The sequence below is a fragment of the Pedobacter psychrotolerans genome (genome assembly GCF_004340665.1).
Taxonomy (GTDB): Bacteria; Bacteroidota; Bacteroidia; order Sphingobacteriales; family Sphingobacteriaceae; genus Pedobacter; species Pedobacter psychrotolerans.
Window position 1 is genome coordinate 1 of record NZ_SLWO01000011.1, and the last position, 21,189, is coordinate 21,189.

Sequence of the window (21,189 nt, forward strand, 5' to 3'; positions counted from 1 at the left end):
AGCCCAGGAGGCGTTTAACAAGAACCCTTGCAGTAACAACTGCAGGGGTTTCTTCGTTTAAAGAAAGACCAAAGACTAAAGCTGAAAGACTAAAGTGGCCTGCATGGCGTAGAATCTTTTATGGCGTAATACCATTCCTCTCCACTGGAGAGGTGGCCGCAGGGCGGGGTGGTTATTAAAAGATGAAGATACTGGATATTATTTTATTCGGTTATTAACGGACAGGTTTCCATAGACTGGAGATGTTTCGTGCCTCAGCATGACAGTAATCAGATCAGATTTATTATTTACCGAAAATACTCTCGATCTTCCTGCTGAACTTGATTCATGATCTTTTGCATAGTATTGGATCAATACCAAAAACATTGCATGAATAGTTAAATACTTGATATCAGTTTGTAGGGTAATTAACAGACAGGTTTCCATAGCCTGAAGATGCTTCGTGCCTCAGCATGACAGTGACTCGGGGGCAGGCTTTAAATATATGCACTAACTTGTCTTCAATAAACCTGATGGGAACGAAAATCCTTTTTATTAAACGAAAATTCCAATTCAAGATTCACCCAACCAAAAGACTGCAGTGTACAGCAGGACTGATACAGCCAAATGATCCTGGCTTTCCTTTGCTAATAAATAGATTCTATTTTATTTTTAGAAATTGTTTTAATACGTATGATTGGTTAGATTCATAAAATGGATAAAGGAGAAATGATCGACTCATTTCTCCTTAATAATATGTACTATTAAGATTAATATTTGCTTTCTCTGCTTTTTCAATTGGAGCATAATCAGATAAGATTAATGCCTTACCTTTCTTTACACAAACGTCATGTTCGAAATGAACTGACGGTTTACCATCAGCAGTTCTAATTGTCCAGCCATCTTCATCAAGAAAAACTTCTTTTTTACCCAAGTTAATCATGGGCTCTATAGCTAAAACCAGATTTTCTTTTAATAATGAACCGGAGCCTTTTCGACCATAGTTGGGTACCTGAGGGTCTTCATGCATATCTTTACCAAGGCCATGACCTACTAAATCACGAACTACACCATATCCTTGATTTTCATTATGGGATTGAATTGCATAACCAATATCGCCCATTCTCTTTCCAGCAACAGCCTGTTCAATACCCAAGTATAATGAATCTTTGGTAGTTTTTACCAGCTTTAATATTTCTGCAGAAACATCACCTATTATAAATGTATAAGCATGATCACCATGAAAGCCATTTTTTATGGTGCCAACATCTACAGAAATAATATCACCATCTCTTAATTCCTGATTAGTAGGGAAACCATGTACCACTACATCATTCACAGAAGTAATAATATGAAATGGAAAACCATTGTAATTATAAAATGAAGGGACTGCACCATGATCAAGGATAAAAGTATTTGCTAAATGATCAATCTCAAGTGTTGTCATCCCTGGTTTCAATACTTTAGCGATTTCAGCTAAAGTATTACTCACCAATTGCGCACTGATTTTCATCAACTCTACTTCTTCGTTTGTCTTATAAATAATCATAGTGCAAATATAGTTAATATCCATTTAAGCGCATTTCAAAGTGAATCGGTTTGTATATTATTAATGAACGGATTGAATGGATTTGTAAAATAAATTTATGCTGTCGTATTGTATGTTAAGTGATTATTGAAAGGACGTATTTATAGGTTGTGATTCACTATCTATTCGAAATATAGATTATTTCTAAGCAGCTTGTAGAATAAATTATATTGGTTACATCTTTGTTTTTTTGGATTTTAACACTATTTTTATTTAATAAAATTAAAATAACAATCTACAACATGAAAAACGGTACAGTAAAATTTTTTAACACAGAAAAGGGATTCGGATTTATTAAGGAAGAAAATGGCTCGGAAATCTTCGTTCACGTAAGCGGACTTATTGATAAAGTTAGTGAAAATGACAATGTAAAGTATGAAGTGCAGGAAGGCAAAAAAGGTTTAAATGCAGTTAAAGTCAGACTTGTTTAAGAAATAAATTTTAAAATTATAAACAGGCAATTGCCTGTTTTTTTTATCCTTCTATTTTTACTATTGATTCTTTTATTTGTCTAGTCTTTGATTTGAATTTATAATACAGGCTCACTTACTTTCATTTTTTTAATAAACTATATATTCACCATTGAAATTCTTTATTTGAAAGTTCAAACTTTAATTCTTTCCACTTGTTATTATACCATCTACCAATTATAAGATTATAATTTACTATGGAAAATCAAGAAAAAACAGTTGAGGTATTAAATGACCTTATTGAAATTAACAATGACAGAGCAGATGGTTTTGATAAAGCATCAAGTGATTTAAGTGATGAGAATATTGACTTAAAAGCTACTTTTGATAAGCTATCATCTGATAGCAGACAAAATGTAATTGAACTTGCAGGTTTAGTAGGAAGAAGCGGTGAAAATCCAGATAGTGGCAATACTGTTCTTGGTACCTTGCACCGTGCATGGATTGACATTAAAGCTAGTTTTGGTGGTGATGATCGTCACAGTATTTTAGCCGAATGTGAGCGTGGTGAAGATGCTATTAAAAAAGCATATAAAGATGCATTGCAAGAAAATGAACTAGGTGAGAATGTTAGATCTGTTCTATTGAAGCAACAAGAAGGTATTAATATTAGTCATGATGCAATTAAAGCATTAAGAGATGCTCATAAAGCATTATAACTAAAAGGTAATTAAATAAAAAGGCCGCTGAATATATATTCAGCGGCCTTTTTGTCTATATTATAAGCAACTACTTTTTTTATGTTTGGTTTTTAACCTGCTAAAAGTTTCTTCTCTCATTAATAGGTAGCTGGCCAAAATTCTTGCTGGTAAATTGTATCTATCACTTGCCTTGCTAAAAACACTATAGCGATGAACCGCAGATGGAAGTCGGCAAAGCCTGGATTCATGTACTATTTTCTGATATTTCAATGAAAAAATTTTTCTCACCATTTTATCGACTTCAGGGAATTTAACGTATAACTCTTCTACAAAATCCTTTGGTAACACAATGAGTTCAGAATCACAAATGGCTTCCAAACCTTCATCATCCATATAATGAGAAATTTCAGTATATCCAATCAATTCATTTTCGCCATAAAGAGAAAGCGTAATTTGTTTTTTGTCTATAATGGTATATTTTCTTAGCGTTCCGCAGGAAATAAACAAAGCATTGTTATCCGCAATTCCATCTGGATATAATCTGGAATTTTTACAAACTGATATTATTGTGGCATGTTCTCGAAGTTGCTCAATAAGATCATCTGATACAGGCTCTAACGCACTAAAAAAGTTAATTATCGGATTAAAATTCATGTTGCACTTTAATATTTTTTGTGAGTGCGCGGTGCAAATCTATACCTTTTAATCAAATTTTAAGGTGTAAACCTTTAAAAAAGTGCTTAGGGATAAACCACTCGATTTGATCTAAGTGGAAAGAAACTATTTTTTATTTAAACTGAATTATAGATCTGAAAAACACAAAGACGGGGTTATCATCGGAAATTTACAAGATTGAGGTTATATTGGATTATATTAAAATTAAAAAGTGATGAAAAGTAAATAATGAATTAATTATTGTGATCAATTTGAACTAATTTGCTACTATTAATCTGTATTCAATAATATTGCCTATTAGCTTTCTAATCACCTAAAAAATGGGATATTATTATTCCATTTTTTAATTTATGAGTCAATTGTTTTTAATATGGAAAAAACTGAGATGATATAATGATAGATACTAGGACTAAAAATAATAATACTATAAATTTTAATATTTATTGACATGTATTTATTTAGTGGATTTATTAATACATTATTAATATACAAAGCACTTCATTTGTCTACATCATCATACGCATGGATTTTATTAAATATCTGCTGATATTTTTTCTTTGGCTATTGTAAAGTCTTCTTTTGAAACTTCAAGTTGCTCATTTTCCATTTCGGCAGATGGGTTGTACTTTAAATCAACACACATCGGGAAGTGATCTGAGCCACAACTGGCTAATCGCTTAATGGAGCTCAGTGTAAAATCGGTTGAACAGAAAATATGATCTAATGGAAATCGAAGCAACCAATATTTGGCATTAAAACTATTGAAAAAACCTCTGCCTCGACGTGGATCAAGCAACCCGCTAACCTTGCCGAAAAGTTCAGTGGTATAACTCCAGGCGACATCGTTCAAATCACCCATTACAATTACAGGGATGTTGCTTTCTTTTGCTTTAGCACCTACGATTAATATTTCTTTATCTCTTTCTGTGCTTCTTGGGTTTTCCTGAGGAACGGGTGGCTCTGGATGTAAGCAAAATAATTTTACTTTTTGACCGGATCTTAATTCCACTATAGCCTCCATAGATGGGATATCAGACTTCACGAGGTAGTTTACTTTTGCATCACTTAGCGAAAGTTTAGAATACAATAGCATCCCATAAGTATTTTCTAAAGGTGCCTTTAATTGATGGGTATAAATATTCTGAATCGAATCCATTTCTTCTTGCCACCATTTATTGGTTTCTACCATCAAAATCACATCAGGATCGCATAATGCAATGAGTTTATGATAGTCGCCGGATTGGCGGTTTTCCTGATAAACATTGGCAATTAAAATTTTAAGGTTATGCCTACCATCTGCATCTATTCTTATACTGGTAATGATTTGCTTTTTACCTAATACTGTAAAGGGAAAGATGAGGTATGATAGATAAAACATATTGATGAATAGGCCAGCAAATACCAACCAATCCTTTGTTTGTACAGGAAATGAAAAGCAAAGGATAATAGCAATTAATAAAATATTTAAAGTTAATTTTTGCAATCTAGGGTACTCAAAAATCCTAAAAATCCAGAAATCATGGCGAATAAAGGGAATAATGGTTGATAGGATAACAAGTAAACTAATATAGAAAAGGATATCGTGTATCAAAGCGTTCTTTTTAAATGTAAGAGCTAAACAAGCAACCTACAAAAATGTTTCCGTGATTAGGTATCAGAAAATACAAAGCATAGCACTGCACAATTTTTCTATCACATTAAAAAAATTAAGGTTAAAAGAAATGAAAAGGCAATAATTTAGAGATCAGTTGATTGGGTTTAGACAGCCATTGAGAATCGCCTGGTATCAGTTGACCCAATAGTAAAATCATATCTTTTTAATTCATATGCTATTGCCATGGCTTGTAACCGAGCTAATTCCTCAAAATTGAAGATGGTGTCTTGCTGTGTTGCAGATAATGTTTTAATCTTAGAGATAACTTCACGGTAACTTTCGTGATTATTGATTTCGTTCATTTATATTGTTGATGCGGTAAATTCAGCTATATAACATACTGGTAATTGAAAAGTTTTTAATTTGAAATAATTTCTATCGCAGATTAAATTAGTACTTGTAAATAGGAAAGAATGCGTATTACTATTTCTTGAACTTTTGGAGTTGTGGGTAAAGTATCCAACTGTGTTCTCCAAAGGATTGGTTTTAGAAACGCATTAATTCTAATCACCAGGAAATTCTTTAATGCTAATATTTTATCAGTTTTCTCTAAATAATCACATTCGTTAAAACTAACTACCTATCATATTGGTTAACAATGAGGGAAATGTAAGATACTATGGAAAAGCGCATCTATGTGTTAGAAGATAATGATGATATAAGAGAAATCGTTTCAATGCTACTTGAAGAAGAACAGTATGAGGTATTTGCTTATCCCAATATTGCTTCCTTTCGATCTGGCATTGCTAAAGGTAAGCCTGCTGATTTATTTTTGCTGGATGTAATGTTGCCTGATGGCAATGGTATTGATTATTGTTGTGAATTAAAAGCTTCTCCAGTTACTGCAGATAGACCTGTGGTAATGATGTCCGCTAACTTTTCAAAAGATGGTATGTATAAACGTTGTTTTGCACAGGATTACATCCATAAACCATTCGAAATTGATGATTTCGTAAAACGCATTTCTGCGCAGATTCATTAATAATTCAGCTAATTATATTTTATAAATTTCTTAATCACATTAATAGTATCTACATATTATATCTGATTTTGGCTAAAGCCTAAAATAGGTGTGATAATCAAATAAATGTCGCTAAGTTTGCGGCAGAAATTGATGAAAAGAGAACAGAACGAAAGCTTTTTAATGGTATATTCTCAAAAATTAAAGGATTTTGCCATTCGGATACGTTATAGTGAATACTTAACTGATGCCCTTAGAAGTACATTTGCCATCATCATCCCACTTATCGCATTTACTTATTTCGGACAGATTATCGCTGGTATTAGTATTAGCATCGGTACGCTTTTTATGAGTCTTTGTGATATTCCTGGCAATAGGAGAGACAAATTAATTGGATCAATCATAGCAATTTCTTCTCTTGCTCTTACTTCTTTTATAATAGCCATTAGCTTACCTCATCCATACTATGTAGCTACTAGCGTAGTCATTATAACCTTTATATTTTCGATGCTTTCGGTATTTGGAAATCGTTTATCACTCATTGGGTTGATTGGCACAACACTAATCGCTTTCACACTTGGCCTTCATCCAAAACAGCCTTTAGTTTTTAGCACTTATATTATAATTGGTGCCGCCTGGTATGCATTGATCAGTCTTACTCAAATTTATTTAAGGCCCTATCGCTCTTTGCATCATGCTATTTTTGAAGCCATTCAGGGAACGGCTGCCTTAATGCGATTGCGTGCAAGCGCGTATAACGAGGGATTTGATCTTCGGGATTTTAACGCACAGAATATTTCTCTTCATTTGAAATTAAATGCTAGGCAGGAGTTAATAAGGAGTTTATTGCTTCGAGACCGAATTGCGATGTCGCCAGATAACCCGACAGGAAAAAAGTTACTTGCAGCTGCACTGGATATTATTGATCTTTATGAGCAAGTTACAGCCATTCATAATGATTATGGAGAAATCAGGCAGGCATTAGCACCCACGGGTGCCCTTACTAAAATACAGGAAGTCATTTCACAGCTTACTGATTTACTGGAACATAGCGCAGTACAATTTTCAATCTCCAAAAAGGTTAATCCTGGTGGCGTAGATAATAGTAATATCGAAGAAAAAATTAATCAATTACTGGCACTTTCAGTTACAATACCAGCAGAGGGGAAAAACTTGCTCATTGGAATAACTAAAAATCTGAAAGATATCTCAAAAATAGTAGAACGCCTATCTATGAGTTATCAATTGGAATTACCTGATACAGTCATCATCGAAACAGAGGTTTACAAGGATTTTATCCCTGAAACATCAGTCAGTTGGGAAAATATAATGACTCAGTTTTCTCTACGTGCACCCGTGTTTCGATTTGCACTTCGCCTGAGCTTACTTTGCTTAATTGCCGTCATGCCAACCTTACTTTTTCCAGATCAGCGTTACAGCTATTGGCTGCTACTTACTGTTGTGATTGTAAATAGACCTAGTTTTGGTTTAACCCGAAAAAGAAATATGGAACGTTTATGGGGGACACTGATTGGTTTAGTGATTGGGCTATTACTTGCTTTTGCTTCAGTTCCGGTACAATTGGGATTGGCCGCATTTGGATTGTTAGGTTTTTTTCTCTTCAATCGAACGCATTATATGTGGGGGGTAGCCAGTGTAACGGTAATGGTTGTTTTAGCCTTGAATGTATATCACGGGCATGTATCGCAAATTATTAGTGATCGATTGTTGTTTACATTAATCGGTTGTGGATTATCCTATCTTTCGATTTTTATTTTTCCCATCTGGGAAACACCACGCATCAGTGCACTTATTTTAAATGGCCTTGCTGCAAGCCGGCATTATTTATTTTGTGTTGCGACAGAGAGAAAAGGATTTCAACACTATTATTACCGCACTAAATTAGCGAGGAAAGATGCTTATATCAGTTTTTCTTTTTTGAGTGAAGCTTTGCAATCTATCAGAAAAGAACCGCTAGCAAATAATATCGATTTAGTTGGACTAGAAGATATTCAGGTATTAAATTACCAGTTAAACGGTGCAATTGCAGCCCTATCTTTAGCAAAGGAGGTAGATGATGTGATGGATGATCATGAATTTGATGACTGTTTAAATAACCTTGATTTTTGCATTGCAAATGCACCGTCGGCAGATTTAACTTCATTAACTGGCCCGAAACCAAACACCATCTATGCATCTAAATTACTTAGTTCTTTAACTTACCGTTTGAGAGCTTATTTTGAATAGTATTGCTCATCATTCTTTTAAGATCATTGATTTGATCAATGGAATAATATTTGCACCATCACAATAAAATATTATTATGGATAAGCAAATCAAAAATACTGCACGGATATTACTGGGTGCTGGCTTAATTGTAGCCGGAATCGGTCATTTAACCTTTTCGAGAAAAGAATTTCAGGCACAGGTTCCGGATTGGGTTCCATTAAAAAAAGATGATACGGTTATTTATTCTGGTTTAGTAGAGATAGCACAAGGTACGGCTTTGGTGGTTGCACCGAAAAAATACAGATCGACAGTTGGCTTATTAGCAGCTTCACTTTTTGTAGGTGTCTTTCCTGGCAATGTATCACAATATGTAAATAGGAGGGATGGCTTTGGATTGGATACCGATCGTAAAAGAATGACCAGGCTATTTTTTCAGCCAGTATTGGTTTTGTGGGCATGGGGGAGTACGCGGAAGTAACCCTCCTTTAATAAGGATTAATTTAAAATAGTTAATCGTGGTTTAGCAATTCATTATATTTGATGTATAAACCTACTCAACATGAAACTTCTTCAAATTTTAAAATATTTTATTTTTACCAGCCTATTTCCAGTTGTTTCATTTGCAGCAAGTGTAGATACGGTTAACACCTATAGTAAGGTGATGAATAAAGAAATTAAGGCTGTTGTAGTGAAGCCAAACACTTATTCAGCTTCTAAAAAATACCCTACCTTATATTTGTTGCATGGTGCTGGAGGTAATTATGCCGATTGGGTAAAGCAGACACCAGATCGTGAAACAGTGGAAAACTTAAGTGATCTATTTTCGATGGTGGTAGTTTGCCCGGATGGAGGCGTAACCAGCTGGTATTTTGATAGTCCGATAGATAAAACTTACCAATATGAAACCTATGTATCTAATGAGTTAGTGAATTACATTGATCAGCATTACGCCACTATAAAAGATCGATCAGGTCGGGCAATTACTGGTTTAAGCATGGGTGGTCATGGTGCTTTATACCTGGCTTTTCGCCATCAGGATGTTTTTGGTGCCTGTGGAAGCATGAGTGGTGGCGTAGATCTTCGTCCCTTTCCTGAAAACTGGAATATTTCTAAAAGATTAGGCCCTTATAGTGAAAATCCAGATCGTTGGGAGGGCAACAGTGTAGTGAATTTAACACACCTTCTGGTTCCAAATAAACTTGCTATGATGATTGATTGTGGTGATGGCGATTTTTTTTATAAGGTAAATGTTGCCTTACATGATAAGTTGCTAGATCGAAATATTCCACATGATTTTATTATTCGTCCAGGTGTACACAATTGGGCTTACTGGGGAAATGCGATTCATTATCAAATGCTTTTCTTCAGTAAGTATTTTGAAAGAAATCATCTGTAAAATGCCCTTAAAAAAGAACGGGCCAAAGGTAAAACTACCCCCGGCCCGTATCTAAATTAACGCTCTCAAGACGAAAGTAGAAGTTTTGTGGTTACTTTCCAAACGAAATGATAACTTTTAATATTTCTTCATGTTTTCTTCATTTTTTTGAAGGCGCATTTACACGGATTAATTCTATGTTTTTATAAAATAAATAAATGGTAAAGCCTTTAATTTCAATTGAATACTGTCCGCGTTGTGGCTGGATGCTCAGGTCAGCATACATGGCGCAAGAATTACTTACTACATTTTCCGAACAACTTAAAGGGGTAACTTTATTGCCAAGCGAAGTGAGTGGAACATTTCAGATTGCTATAAATGATGAGATCATATTTGATCGGAAGGAGGCTGGACGTTTCCCGGAAATTAAGGAATTGAAAAAGTTGGTTCGGGATAAAATTGATCCGGAAATGAATCTAGGACATACCGATCGGTAATTTAATAACAGTAATTTCTACTTCAACATTAACTAAAATCTTATGTCAGGATTTCCTGTTCATTCATAAAATGATTCAGTTTACTAAAAACAATGAACTTATTTTAAAGTTATACCTGTGTCATCTCGCTGCTTTTATTGAAGCGAGTTGATCGTTTACGCAAAACAAACAGATATGAAACATTACGATGCTATCATCATTGGCGCAGGGCAGGCAGGGGTTCCGCTTGCAAAAAAAATGGCTGAAGCCGGAAAAAAAACAGCGATAATTGAAAAGAGATTGGTAGGTGGTACTTGTATAAATGACGGTTGTACACCAACTAAAGCTATGATTGCTTCTGCCAAGGCTGCTTATCAGGCAAGAAAGGCATCAGAACTTGGCATCATCATCAGCGATGTTAATGTTGATTTAAAAAAGGTTAAAAAAAGAGCCGACAGCATTGTTAAAATGTTTAAAGGAAGCGCTGAAGATGGCATTGAAGAAACCAAAGGCTTAAAATTATACATGGGTGAGGCAAGTTTTGCCAGTGAGAAGGAAATTGTGGTTAAGGGAAAGGATGGGACGACAGAAACATTGACTGCTGATTTGATCTTCATCAATATCGGTGCGAAAACCATCATCCCTGAAATTGATGGAATTGAAGAAATCGACTATCTTACTTCTACCTCAATCCTTGATCTGGAAGAGATTCCGGAACATTTGGTGATTGTTGGTGGCAATTATATCGGACTGGAATTCGGGCAGATGTTTAGTCGCTTTGGTAGTCAGGTAACCATTTTGGAGCAATCACCTGTTATTTTATCAAAGGAAGATGATGATATATCCAAGGCAGTAACTGAATTCCTGGCAGCTGAAAAGATTGATATCAATACGGATGTTAAGATTAACCACATTGGATGGAAGGGTGATCGGATTGAAACAACCATTACATCAGGTAAAAAAGATAAGAAAATTACCGCAACTCATTTATTAATAGCTGTGGGCAGAGCTCCACAAACCCAACATTTACATCTGGAAAATTGTGGAGTAGAAACAGACGAACATGGTCACATCCTAGTGAATGATAAACTGGAAACCAATGTTAAAGGGATTTATGCTTTAGGAGATGTTAAAGGTGGACCAGCCTTTACGCATATTGCTTATAATGATTATACAATCGTTTACCGAAACCTGATTGAAAATACAAATTTATCTACCGCAGACCGACCTGTTCCATATTGTATGTTTACCGATCCGCAACTGGCTAGAATTGGGCTTTCTGAACGAGAAGCAAAGGCACAAAAATTGGATTATCAGGTGGCTGTTTTGCCGATGAAAAATGTTGCCAGGGGTATTGAAACCAATGAAACATCTGGATTGATGAAGGCAATTGTTGATGCAAAAACCGACAAGATTTTAGGCGCAACCATTCTCGCTTCTGAAGGGGGTGAAATTATGTCGGTATTGCAGATGGCGATGCAAGGAGGCATTACTTCCGAGCAAATCAGGTATGGGATATTTGCGCATCCAACGTATACCGAATCATTGAATAACCTGTTCATGAAGATTCATCAATAATATGATTAAGCTGGAAAAGGTTAGCAAATCCTTCCATGACACACTCGCTGTTAAAACGGTTTCATTCGAGGTGAAAGAAGGTGAAAATCTCATTCTTTTAGGTACCAGTGGCTGTGGCAAAACTACCACGCTAAAAATGATCAATCGTCTGATAACACCAGATGCTGGAGAAGTGATCATTAACGGGAAAAACATTGCTCAAGAAAATCCTGAACTATTAAGAAGAGGAATAGGTTATGTGATGCAAAATAACGGCTTATTTCCTCATTATACCGTTGGGGAAAACATAGCGATTGTTCCACAACTGCTTAAATGGGATCAAAAGAAAACCTTCGACAGAACAAAAGAACTCATGGCAAAACTTCATCTTCCAGATGAATATATCAATATGTTTCCGCATGAACTTAGTGGTGGGCAACAACAGCGCGTGGGTTTAGCGAGGGCTTTGGTAGCCGATCCCGCAGTTTTGCTGATGGATGAACCTTTTGGTGCTTTGGATAATGTGACGAGGGCCAGTATCCGAAAAGAATTTAAGGGGCTTGAAGAATTAAAGCGTAAGACCATTGTAATGGTAACACACGATATTCAGGAAGCATTTGAACTTGCAGATCGCATTTGTTTAATGGATAAAGGTGAAATCATCCAAATCGGAACTACAAAGGAATTACTGTATCAACCATCAAGTGATTTTGTGATCAAATTTATGGAAAGTGAACGCCTCTCACTTGAGTTTCGGGTAACTACACTTTATGATTTATGGCATGATTTACCAGAAAAAAATTCATCAAATGCCATACTGGTTAGTTCGGATCTCAGTGTATGGGATGCGCTAAATTGTTTTCGCTCAGGTGTTCAGGAAATTGCTTTTTCTAAAGATGAAACGGCAGAAGGAAGATCAATTGATATAAATGATTTAACCTTAGCTTTTAATCGTTATCAAATACGATATCAACATGAATGAGCCGCAGCAAAATTTATGGCAATTCATGTCAGGGGAGTCTGATAAATTGCTAAATCAAACCTTTCAGCATTTAGGTTTAACATTCATTTCCCTTTTTCTTGCCGTGGCGGTCGGTTTACCATTGGGCATATTCATTGCCAGGAAACGAAAGCTTTCTGGTTCTGTTTTGGCTGTGGCTGGGGTTTTACAAACCATTCCGAGCATTGCATTATTAGGGTTTATGATCCCGATACTAGGGATTGGTGCTAAACCAGCCATCGTAGCTTTATTGATTTACGCTTTGTTGCCAATTATCAGAAACACTTACACTGGCATAGTAGGAATAAGTGCAGAAGTTAAAGAAGCTGCAATAGCCATGGGAATGAGTAAAATGCAGGTTTTGTTTAAAGTAGAGCTTCCTTTAGCCATGCCAGTTATTTTGGCGGGTGTTCGTACGGCAACAGTAATTAACGTCGGCGTGGCCACACTGGCATCTTATATCGCTGCCGGAGGTTTAGGCGAATTTATTTTCGGTGGAATCTCGCTCAATAACACCAATATGATTTTGGCGGGTGCTATTCCGGCTGCATTACTGGCCATTATTCTTGATGCTATCCTCGCTGCTATTCAAAAAATGAATGTCAAAAAGTTCAGGAAGATGCTGTACATTTTTCCGATAATATTTCTCGTATTGGGTGGTTTTTACTTGCTCCCTAAAGCCTATGGCAGTTCGTTAACAGCTGGGTTTACGCCAGAGTTTATGGGCAGACAGGATGGTGACTTAGGGCTAAAATCAGTATACGGCCTAAAAATTCATACGATTGTGATCAGTGATGCGGTGATGTATCAGGCTGCATATGAAAAAGAACTCGATATTATTAGCGGATATTCTACAGATGGCCGTTTAAAAGCTTTTAAGCTTACGATTTTAAAAGATGATAAAGGAATCTTTCCACCATATTACGCTGCCCCAATTGTAAGGCAGGCATCTTTAAAGCAATTTCCTGAGTTAGAAGGTGTATTGAATCTATTATCTGGAAAAATCACCGACTCCATTATGACAGAGTTGAATTACCGAACAGATTACCTACACCAAACGCCTGAACGGGTGGCCAAAGACTTTTTAATTGGATGTGGCTTGTATAAAAGTGCAAGAGGTGGCAAAAAAGGTGTGATCAGAATTGGCTCCAAAATTTTTGGCGAGCAATACATACTGGCAGAAATGTACCGGATGCTTATTCAGGGAAATACAGACTATGAAGTGGCGACTAAAACTGGATTAGGTGGTACTAAAATATGTTTCGACGCTTTGATGAACGACCAGATCGATTTTTATCCTGAATATACGGGTACTGGTTTACTTGTTCTGCTAAAACCTGATCCGAGGGTTTCCAAAAAAATGGCTCATGATCGAGATAGCACTTATCAGTACGTGAGCAGGCAATTCTCGCAAAAATTTAATATTAAATGGCTTAAACCAATAGGTTTTAATAATTCGTACGCATTAATGATGCGGCAAAAACAATCAAAAGATCTTGATGTTTATAGTATAACAACATTACAAAAATATCTAGATAAAAATTAATGAGCTTAGTTGATCAATTCCTGACCATCAGGAAGTATACTGAATCGATTTGCGAGCCGCTGCAAACGGAAGATTATGTGGTTCAGCCTATTGAGGATGTAAGTCCACCTAAATGGCATCTCGGCCATACCACCTGGTTTTTCGAAACCTTTATCTTAAAACCGCATGGAGTAAATTATCAGGAATATAATCCGGATTATAATTTTGTATTCAACAGCTATTATGAAACAGTGGGAGCAAGGGTTATTCGTACAGATCGCGGTAATTTAAGCCGTCCGAGTGTGAATGAGATTTATCAATACCGACATTATGTAGATGAGGCCATGAGCAGTCTGCTTAGTGAAACAATTACTGATGAAGTGATGGAACTTCTGATTCTCGGATTTAATCACGAGCAGCAGCATCAGGAACTTTTACTTACGGATATTAAATATATTTTAGGTAACAATCCGCTTTTTCCAGTGTATTCCAGTGATTGGATAGAGCATGAAGAAATCCAAATACAGCCAGATAGAATAGCCGTAGCCGAAGGGGTATATGAAATTGGTTATGCCGGAAGTGATTTTTGTTTTGACAATGAATTAAACCGCCATAAAGTTTATCTAAATGATTTCGAAATTAATGCTACTCTAGAAACCAATGGCACTTATCTGGATTTTATAAAGGCAGGTGGCTATAGTGATTTTAATTATTGGCATGCTGAAGGCTGGGATTGGGTAAAGAAAAATGGTATTAAAGCACCAATGTATTGGCATGACATAGATGGCGCCTGGTTTAATTATACTTATGCCGGTTTATTGCCTTTAAATATGCTGCATCCGGTAACGCACATTAGCTATTACGAAGCATATGCCTTTGCCAGTTGGAAAGGCATGCGGTTGCCTACTGAATTTGAATGGGAAGTTGCTGCAAAGCAATTTGGCTGGGGTAAAAGATGGGAATGGACCGAAAGTGCATACTTACCCTATCCTGGATTTAGCAAAGCACCCGGTGCTATTGGCGAATACAATGGCAAGTTTATGGTGAATCAAAAAGTACTTCGTGGTGCATCTGTAGCCACACCAAAAGATCATGGACGCATCACCTACAGGAATTTTTTTCATCCGCACTTAAGATGGCAGTTTACAGGGATTCGATTAGCAAAATAAAATTTACATGAGTACGATTATTTCAAAACAAAATATCCCTGTGGGGTCAACCTTTTTAAATGATGTTCTAGCAGGTTTAACGGCTGAACGTAAGTCATTAAGCTCTAAATATTTTTATGATGAAATTGGAGATCATATCTTTCAACAAATCATGGAGATGGAAGATTATTACCTGACCAATGCCGAAATGGAAATTCTGCAACATCAAACAGAACAAATTGCTGATGTTATTGCTGCTGATCCCAGTGCTTTTGACCTGATTGAATTGGGTGCCGGAGACGCTACTAAATCGGTTCATTTGTTGCAGTCATTAATTAATCGCCAGCTTGAATTTACTTATTTACCCATTGATATATCCAGGCATGTTATTGAAGACCTGGAAGAAAATCTTCCTAAGAAGCTTCCTACTTTAAAGGTTGAAGGTTTAAATGGCGATTATTTTGCTATGGTAAAAAAGGCAAAAACACTATCCAGCCGTCGTAAAGTGCTTTTGTTTATGGGTGCGAATATCGGAAACATGAATGTAGCCGAAGCTGAAGAATTCTGTAAGGCATTGAGAAATGAGTTATCTGCAGAAGATTTGTTAATTATTGGGTTCGATTTAAAGAAAAACCCACGTCAGATTTTGGCTGCCTATGACGATGCTGCTGGTATAACAAAATCATTTAATCTGAATTTATTAAGCCGGATTAACCGCGAACTTGGCGGTGATTTTGACATCAGTAAATTTGATCATTATGCCAGCTATGATCCAGAATCAGGGGCCTGCAAAAGTTACCTGATCAGTTTAAGTGATCAATTGGTTAATATTGGAGACGAAACCATTCGTTTCCACGCAAATGAACACATCTACATGGAAATTTCTCAGAAATATTCGTTACCTGAAGTAAGCGAAATAGCTGCCTCAAGTGGATTTATACCAGTGGCTCATTTTTTCGATCAACATCAATATTTTGTAGATGCCATTTGGAAAGTAAATTAATAAATGGCTTTTAGCCATCATTTAAATTTTCTTCCCATCCAAAACAGCTAACAATTTTTGTAAGTCTTCTTCTGTATTGTAAAAGTGGAATGAAATCCGGGTTCCCGTACCTCTTGGCGAACACAAAATTTTAGCTTCGGCAAGTTGATCAACCATATGCTGATTCAACGGTAAACTCATTATCGTAGATTCATATTTTTGTTTAGCTAGATAATCTGGTATAAGTCCACGGTGATGAAGTTGAGTCCTGGCTAGCTGACTGAGGGCCTGTGTAGTCTGCTCAATGGTGGAAATGCCAACATTTCGGATCATATTTAAACTTTCATTTAAAGATCCAAAATTCAGGGTATCCAGGTGACCTGGTTCAAAACAAAAGGCTAAAGGTTTTTTACCTTTAACAAAAGGGGCAGAAGGAAGCTGGGCCAGTTTTCTATCTTCATAAAGATGATTTTTCAATTGATCTGATAATAGAATGAAGCCATTTCCGTAGCCTGCCAGTAACCATTTATAGCCACTGGTACACAGGGCGTCTAACCCTGAATCTTCAAAACTAAAATCTGTGGTGCCACAAAACTGCGTGCCGTCTGCAATCAGCAGTAAATCCGGGTATGTTTGTTTAAGTTTTTTAATGAATTCTGGATTCATCCGATATCCACTGATGTATTGCACGATGCTAAAAGCAAAAACCGTTGGCTTATTCTTTTCTATTGCTGCCAGAATATTATCTTCCAGGTTTTCATCTATATCTACGTAACTATGTTTAAAGCCGCGGCTGGTTATCGGGTATGCCACTGACGGATATTCATCGTTAAGCAAAAGAAAGTGTTCGGTTTTCGGCAACCCATCAAGTAGGGTATTAAAACCAAGTGAAAAATTTTGTGTAAGAAAAACATTTGATACTTCAGCTTTGAAAAAGTCTGCAATGTTGGTTCTTAAGGTTTCTAAAAGAGGCGAATGTGCCATTTTGAATTCACTACCACCTTCTACAAACTGCTGATCGTGTGCTGTTCTCCATTTCGCCAACTCTGTTGATAAGATGCCGGAATTAGCGGTGTTTAGATAAGTATACTTTGAAAGGATCGGAAAGGAAGAGGATAGGTTCATGTTCAAAAATAATAGAAATATTTAGTTTATAAACATGCCTGCAATTTCTTTTTTCTTAAACCATATCATGAATGACGTAAAAATAACTTACGAAGTTTCGCCGGCCTGTGCGAAGGAAAACTTCGTCAGTTTAAAATAGAATATAGGCAAGCTTCAATAAATATTTTTTTTCCATCGCCCTTTCCTTTTCAGGGGAAAGGTGCCGATAGGCGGATAGGGCTTAATTTTCTACATTTGCATTAAGCGATAACACTGACTGGCAATTTCATACTCTTCATTTGTGGGGATGATAAGGATTTTAACTTTTGAATTGCTTACACTCACATCCATTATTCCACCGTTATATTTTTGGTTTGCTTCCTTATCCATTTCAATACCTAAATAAGCCAATTCATCGCAAACGGTCTCACGCATATCGCGGTCATTTTCGCCAACACCTGCTGTGAATATAATCGCATCCATTCCATTGAGAATAGCTGCATAAGCGCCGATAAATTTCTTAATGCGGTAGGCATAAAGTTCCAGGGCAAGAATAGCCTGCTCATCTCCAGATGCTGCCAGTTTTCTAATATCCCGCATGTCGCTGGAGCCTCCAACACCTAACAACCCTGATTCTTTATTGAATAAAGTGCTCAATTGATTCAGACTGTATCCGGCATGTTCTATTAAATGAAAAATAACGGAAGGATCAATGTCGCCTGATCTGGTACCCATCATTAAACCACTTAAAGGACCAAAGCCCATGCTGGTATCAACAGACTTTCCATTTCTGATGGCAGTGATGCTGCAGCCATTGCCCAAGTGAATGCTGATAAGTTTCGATTCTTTTTTATCTAACCATTGAACAGCTTGTTCACTCACATATTTATGACTGGTACCATGAAAACCGTATACCCTGATTCCTTCTTCCTTGTAGTATTGCTCTGGAATGGCATATCGAAAAGCCTGCTGCGGAATGCTTTGGTGAAATGCAGTATCAAAGATGGCTACCTGGCTGGCTTTCGTAAAGGTTTCCTCAGCAACTTCAATACATTTTAAATTTACCGGATTATGAAGCGGCGCTAGCGAAAAAAGTTTTTTAATCTGATCTTTCACTTCCGCTGTAATTAAGGTGGGACCAGAAAAATTTTCTCCGCCATGTACCACCCGGTGACCTACGGCATTAATATCATCTGGGGTAGCAATTACGGCAAGTTCTCCTTCGCTTAATAAAGCGAGCACTTGCTTCAAGCCTTCACCATGATCTGCAATAAAAGCAGTTTTTTCTATAATAAATTTTTCGGTTCCTTTGAAAACGATATGTTTAATGTATGAACCTTCAATGCCAATACGTTCCACCAATCCGCTGGAAATTGGTGACGGAACTGGCATGTTAAAGAGTTGATATTTAAGGGAACTACTTCCTGAATTGATAACTAAAATGTTCATGTTTTCTTTTAAATGTCCTGGCACTGAATAGCTGTAATTACTACAGTATTAAAAATGTCATCTACCGTACAGCCGCGGCTTAAATCATTAATTGGTTTATTTAACCCTTGAAGCATTGGTCCAATAGCCAAAGCACCTGTTTCACGCTGTACTGCTTTGTAAGTGTTATTACCCGTATTTAAATCCGGGAAAATGAGCACACTTGCCCTTCCGGCTACTTCAGAGTTGGGCATTTTTTGTTTACCCACCTTCGGATCTACTGCGGCATCATATTGAATTGGCCCTTCTATTTTTAATTCAGGATATCTTGCTCTCACAATGGCTGTAGCTTCACGTACCCGTTCTACATCTTCGCCTTCACCCGATGTTCCGGAAGAGTAGGATAGCATGGCAATCCGAGGTTCGATTCCAAATTTAGCACTACTTTCTGCAGATGAAATGGCAATTTCTGCCAGTTGTTGTGCAGTTGGGTTAGGATTCACCGCACAATCACCAAAAATAGCTACCCGCTCAGGCAGGCACATGAAAAAGATAGAAGATACCACTGAAACGCCTGGACGGGTTTTTACAAATTGCAAAGCCGGACGGATAGTATGTTGAGTGGTGTGCACTGCGCCTGAAACCATTCCATCAGCATCACCTTTATATACCATCATGGTGCCGAAATAGGATACATCTGTCATCATATCTCTTGCCATTTCCAGGTTTACGTTTTTAGCTTTTCGTAACTCGTGCAGTGTTTCCACATAATGATCGTAATGTTCAGAATGTGCCGGATTATGGATGTGAATTGCATTTGGGTCGAGGTTTAAACCCAGGCGTTTAATGGAATTTCCAATCTCCAGCGGATCGCCGAGTAAAGTAATTTCTACAATATCCTGTGCAATTAATTTTTCTACCGCTTTTAAAATGCGTTCATCATTTCCTTCTGGAAGAACGATGTGCTTTTTCTCTCTCTTGGCCCATTTCACCAGCTGATATTGAAACATGTGTGGAGTAATGCCTTGATAACTAAAGGTGATGATTTTATCATCAAGTGCTTTAAGGTCTACGTGTCTTTCAAAAATATCAATCGCCAAGGCAATTTTCTTTTTATTATCAATGGTGATTTTTGAATGGATGGAGCCTATGGCAGTGGTGGTTTCAAAAGTGCCTTTCTGTACTGAAATAATTGGGATGATGGTCTGTAAACCTTCAATTAACCTAATCATCGGCTCATCAGGCAAGCTGCCTGCAGTGAGCACAATCCCGGCAATTTTGGGGTAATTGGCCGAAAGGTTGGCCTGCAGCGAACCAATAATAATATCCCCACGATCGCCGGGTGTTACAATTAGTAGGTTATCTTTAATGTGTCTTAAAAAATTTGGAAGCATCATTGCACCGGTAACAAAATTGTCTACCTGGTTATCCAGTAGATCTGCTCCAAATAATACCTCCGCATTCAATGCCGTCGTAATTTCCTTCATGGTGGGGCTCTGCAAGCCACTTTCTACCGGAATAACGGCAATTAATAATTCAGCAGGTAATTGGTTGGTTAGTGCCTGTTTAATACGTTCCGCCTCTTCTGGATTAACCATATTGGCCACCACACCCAGCACCTGAACATCACGCAGTAAAAAGTTTTTATAAATATTTATGGCCGACTTGAACAACTGGCTGGCTGATTTTCCTTTGCCTGATACCACAACCAGAACAGGAGCACCCAGATTTTTAGCCATTAAGGCGTTGGATTCAAACTCAAAAGCACTCCCTTCGCCTAAAAAATCACTGCCTTCAATTACGGTAAAATCGTAATTGTCTTCCAGTTTCTTATACTTGCTGATAATGGTATTGATCATCGTTCCACTATCATCCGACTGTTGAAGCATATCCTGTCTGGTAAAAGCAAAGGCATCTTCATATTTCACCGGAAGCGAAAAATAATCCAGCATGGCTTCTACATGCTCATCCCGCTTATCAGGATCTTCCTGAGCAATGATAGGCTTGAAATAACCCACCTTTTGTGTTTTGGCCAGGAGCATGTTGATCATGCCAAATGCAATAACAGATTTCCCGGTGTAGGGCTCGGCAGATGCAATAAAGATATTTTTAGTCATATATAAGAAAAGAAGGATCTGAATAATTAACGAACTCGTGCCAATATAGTTGGAAATTTTTAAATAAATAAAATACTTATTTAGTTTTTACTCAAAGGGAAATGTTTTACAAGACAGGTCTCTGAACTTCAAAGGATTCTGATTTTTGTTGCGATGCATTCGATTTTAACACATTAGATGAGTATTTGTTAACTGAAAATAATAAAACCGCTTTGCCAATCACGAATAAGTCATTTATGTTTTGAGATGCGGTTGGTTGATTTTTTATCGGATATTTTTG

Annotated in this window: 19 protein-coding genes; 12 read left to right on the forward strand and 7 right to left on the reverse strand. The window is 36.9% G+C overall.

From position 1 onward, the window contains the following. Positions 1-727: 727 nt before the first annotated feature. On the reverse strand, positions 728-1,528 hold the full coding sequence (gene map / locus EV200_RS20560; protein WP_132536142.1) for a type I methionyl aminopeptidase: 801 nt from the start codon (positions 1,526-1,528) through the stop codon (positions 728-730). A 281-nt stretch (positions 1,529-1,809) separates the two neighbouring features. Here map and EV200_RS20565 point away from each other — a divergent pair, with 281 nt between their 5' ends. Then, complete coding sequence (locus EV200_RS20565) at positions 1,810-1,998, forward strand: cold-shock protein (RefSeq protein ID WP_132536144.1); 189 nt, start codon at positions 1,810-1,812, stop codon at positions 1,996-1,998. A 236-nt stretch (positions 1,999-2,234) separates the two neighbouring features. Then, positions 2,235-2,696, forward strand: coding sequence for a PA2169 family four-helix-bundle protein (locus EV200_RS20570; RefSeq protein WP_132536146.1), 462 nt, complete (start codon positions 2,235-2,237; stop codon positions 2,694-2,696). A gap of 60 nt (positions 2,697-2,756) precedes the next feature. On the opposite strand, the gene EV200_RS20575 is transcribed toward EV200_RS20570, so the two are convergent. From EV200_RS20575 to EV200_RS20585, 3 genes are all read right to left on the reverse strand, one after another. Then, positions 2,757-3,332: a Crp/Fnr family transcriptional regulator gene (locus EV200_RS20575; RefSeq protein ID WP_132536148.1), complete on the reverse strand. Its 576-nt coding sequence runs from the start codon at positions 3,330-3,332 to the stop codon at positions 2,757-2,759. Positions 3,333-3,885: 553 nt separating this feature from the next. Beyond that, positions 3,886-4,731: an endonuclease/exonuclease/phosphatase family protein gene (locus EV200_RS20580; RefSeq protein ID WP_244313041.1), complete on the reverse strand. Its 846-nt coding sequence runs from the start codon at positions 4,729-4,731 to the stop codon at positions 3,886-3,888. A 380-nt stretch (positions 4,732-5,111) separates the two neighbouring features. Then, on the reverse strand, positions 5,112-5,309 hold the full coding sequence (locus tag EV200_RS20585; RefSeq protein ID WP_132536150.1) for a hypothetical protein: 198 nt from the start codon (positions 5,307-5,309) through the stop codon (positions 5,112-5,114). A gap of 317 nt (positions 5,310-5,626) precedes the next feature. Between EV200_RS20585 and EV200_RS20590 the strand changes: the two genes are divergently transcribed. From EV200_RS20590 to EV200_RS20635, 10 genes are all read left to right on the forward strand, one after another. Beyond that, positions 5,627-5,989, forward strand: a complete 363-nt coding sequence (locus EV200_RS20590; RefSeq protein ID WP_132536152.1) for a response regulator transcription factor — start codon at positions 5,627-5,629, stop codon at positions 5,987-5,989. Positions 5,990-6,121: 132 nt separating this feature from the next. Next, a complete protein-coding gene (locus tag EV200_RS20595) occupies positions 6,122-8,215 on the forward strand; it encodes an FUSC family protein (protein WP_165877992.1) in 2,094 nt (697 codons plus the stop codon). 76 nt (positions 8,216-8,291) lie between these two features. Next, entirely contained in the window at positions 8,292-8,675 is a 384-nt protein-coding gene (locus tag EV200_RS20600) for a DoxX family protein (protein WP_132536156.1), read from the forward strand. An 81-nt stretch (positions 8,676-8,756) separates the two neighbouring features. Next, positions 8,757-9,593 carry an alpha/beta hydrolase gene (locus tag EV200_RS20605; protein ID WP_132536158.1) on the forward strand — a complete coding sequence of 279 codons (837 nt, stop codon included), beginning with the start codon at positions 8,757-8,759 and terminating at the stop codon, positions 9,591-9,593. A gap of 197 nt (positions 9,594-9,790) precedes the next feature. After that, positions 9,791-10,069, forward strand: a complete 279-nt coding sequence (locus EV200_RS20610; RefSeq protein WP_132536160.1) for a SelT/SelW/SelH family protein — start codon at positions 9,791-9,793, stop codon at positions 10,067-10,069. A gap of 174 nt (positions 10,070-10,243) precedes the next feature. Continuing rightward, the gene (locus tag EV200_RS20615) at positions 10,244-11,626 is read left to right on the forward strand and encodes a mercuric reductase (protein WP_132536162.1); all 1,383 of its coding nucleotides are present in this window, start codon (positions 10,244-10,246) and stop codon (positions 11,624-11,626) included. 1 nt (position 11,627) lies between these two features. Further along, positions 11,628-12,587 (forward strand): ABC transporter ATP-binding protein, encoded by a 960-nt coding sequence (locus EV200_RS20620; protein ID WP_132536164.1) that lies wholly within the window; start codon positions 11,628-11,630, stop codon positions 12,585-12,587. Then, positions 12,580-14,151 (forward strand): ABC transporter permease/substrate-binding protein, encoded by a 1,572-nt coding sequence (locus EV200_RS20625; RefSeq protein WP_132536166.1) that lies wholly within the window; start codon positions 12,580-12,582, stop codon positions 14,149-14,151. The genes EV200_RS20620 and EV200_RS20625 overlap by 8 nt, the downstream gene beginning before the upstream one ends. Beyond that, a complete protein-coding gene (gene egtB / locus EV200_RS20630) occupies positions 14,151-15,299 on the forward strand; it encodes an ergothioneine biosynthesis protein EgtB (RefSeq protein ID WP_132536168.1) in 1,149 nt (382 codons plus the stop codon). Before EV200_RS20625 ends, egtB begins: the two co-directional genes overlap by 1 nt. Before the next feature lie 7 nt (positions 15,300-15,306). Continuing rightward, complete coding sequence (locus tag EV200_RS20635; RefSeq protein WP_132536170.1) at positions 15,307-16,281, forward strand: L-histidine N(alpha)-methyltransferase; 975 nt, start codon at positions 15,307-15,309, stop codon at positions 16,279-16,281. A 21-nt stretch (positions 16,282-16,302) separates the two neighbouring features. Here the strand turns inward: EV200_RS20635 and EV200_RS20640 are convergent, their stop codons facing one another. The 3 genes from EV200_RS20640 to pta form a co-directional block, all read right to left on the reverse strand. After that, positions 16,303-17,385, reverse strand: coding sequence for an aminotransferase class V-fold PLP-dependent enzyme (locus tag EV200_RS20640; RefSeq protein WP_132536172.1), 1,083 nt, complete (start codon positions 17,383-17,385; stop codon positions 16,303-16,305). A gap of 228 nt (positions 17,386-17,613) precedes the next feature. Beyond that, positions 17,614-18,813 carry an acetate/propionate family kinase gene (locus tag EV200_RS20645; RefSeq protein WP_132536174.1) on the reverse strand — a complete coding sequence of 400 codons (1,200 nt, stop codon included), beginning with the start codon at positions 18,811-18,813 and terminating at the stop codon, positions 17,614-17,616. Positions 18,814-18,821: 8 nt separating this feature from the next. Next, positions 18,822-20,909, reverse strand: a complete 2,088-nt coding sequence (gene pta / locus EV200_RS20650; protein WP_132536176.1) for a phosphate acetyltransferase — start codon at positions 20,907-20,909, stop codon at positions 18,822-18,824. Positions 20,910-21,189 lie beyond the last annotated feature (280 nt).

What these genes read in the sequence shown, in the direction of transcription:
- EV200_RS20565 (WP_132536144.1), top strand. Translation starts at nt 1,810, where the DNA reads ATGAAAAACGGTACAGTAAAATTTTTTAACACAGAAAAGGGATTCGGA.
- EV200_RS20615 (WP_132536162.1), top strand. Translation starts at nt 10,244, where the DNA reads ATGAAACATTACGATGCTATCATCATTGGCGCAGGGCAGGCAGGGGTT.
- EV200_RS20570 (WP_132536146.1), top strand. Translation starts at nt 2,235, where the DNA reads ATGGAAAATCAAGAAAAAACAGTTGAGGTATTAAATGACCTTATTGAA.
- pta (WP_132536176.1), bottom strand. Translation starts at nt 20,909, where the DNA reads ATGACTAAAAATATCTTTATTGCATCTGCCGAGCCCTACACCGGGAAA.
- EV200_RS20585 (WP_132536150.1), bottom strand. Translation starts at nt 5,309, where the DNA reads ATGAACGAAATCAATAATCACGAAAGTTACCGTGAAGTTATCTCTAAG.
- EV200_RS20620 (WP_132536164.1), top strand. Translation starts at nt 11,628, where the DNA reads ATGATTAAGCTGGAAAAGGTTAGCAAATCCTTCCATGACACACTCGCT.
- EV200_RS20590 (WP_132536152.1), top strand. Translation starts at nt 5,627, where the DNA reads ATGGAAAAGCGCATCTATGTGTTAGAAGATAATGATGATATAAGAGAA.
- map (WP_132536142.1), bottom strand. Translation starts at nt 1,528, where the DNA reads ATGATTATTTATAAGACAAACGAAGAAGTAGAGTTGATGAAAATCAGT.
- EV200_RS20635 (WP_132536170.1), top strand. Translation starts at nt 15,307, where the DNA reads ATGAGTACGATTATTTCAAAACAAAATATCCCTGTGGGGTCAACCTTT.
- EV200_RS20625 (WP_132536166.1), top strand. Translation starts at nt 12,580, where the DNA reads ATGAATGAGCCGCAGCAAAATTTATGGCAATTCATGTCAGGGGAGTCT.
- EV200_RS20610 (WP_132536160.1), top strand. Translation starts at nt 9,791, where the DNA reads ATGGTAAAGCCTTTAATTTCAATTGAATACTGTCCGCGTTGTGGCTGG.
- EV200_RS20645 (WP_132536174.1), bottom strand. Translation starts at nt 18,813, where the DNA reads ATGAACATTTTAGTTATCAATTCAGGAAGTAGTTCCCTTAAATATCAA.
- egtB (WP_132536168.1), top strand. Translation starts at nt 14,151, where the DNA reads ATGAGCTTAGTTGATCAATTCCTGACCATCAGGAAGTATACTGAATCG.
- EV200_RS20600 (WP_132536156.1), top strand. Translation starts at nt 8,292, where the DNA reads ATGGATAAGCAAATCAAAAATACTGCACGGATATTACTGGGTGCTGGC.
- EV200_RS20640 (WP_132536172.1), bottom strand. Translation starts at nt 17,385, where the DNA reads ATGAACCTATCCTCTTCCTTTCCGATCCTTTCAAAGTATACTTATCTA.
- EV200_RS20575 (WP_132536148.1), bottom strand. Translation starts at nt 3,332, where the DNA reads ATGAATTTTAATCCGATAATTAACTTTTTTAGTGCGTTAGAGCCTGTA.
- EV200_RS20605 (WP_132536158.1), top strand. Translation starts at nt 8,757, where the DNA reads ATGAAACTTCTTCAAATTTTAAAATATTTTATTTTTACCAGCCTATTT.
- EV200_RS20580 (WP_244313041.1), bottom strand. Translation starts at nt 4,731, where the DNA reads ATGTTTTATCTATCATACCTCATCTTTCCCTTTACAGTATTAGGTAAA.
- EV200_RS20595 (WP_165877992.1), top strand. Translation starts at nt 6,122, where the DNA reads ATGAAAAGAGAACAGAACGAAAGCTTTTTAATGGTATATTCTCAAAAA.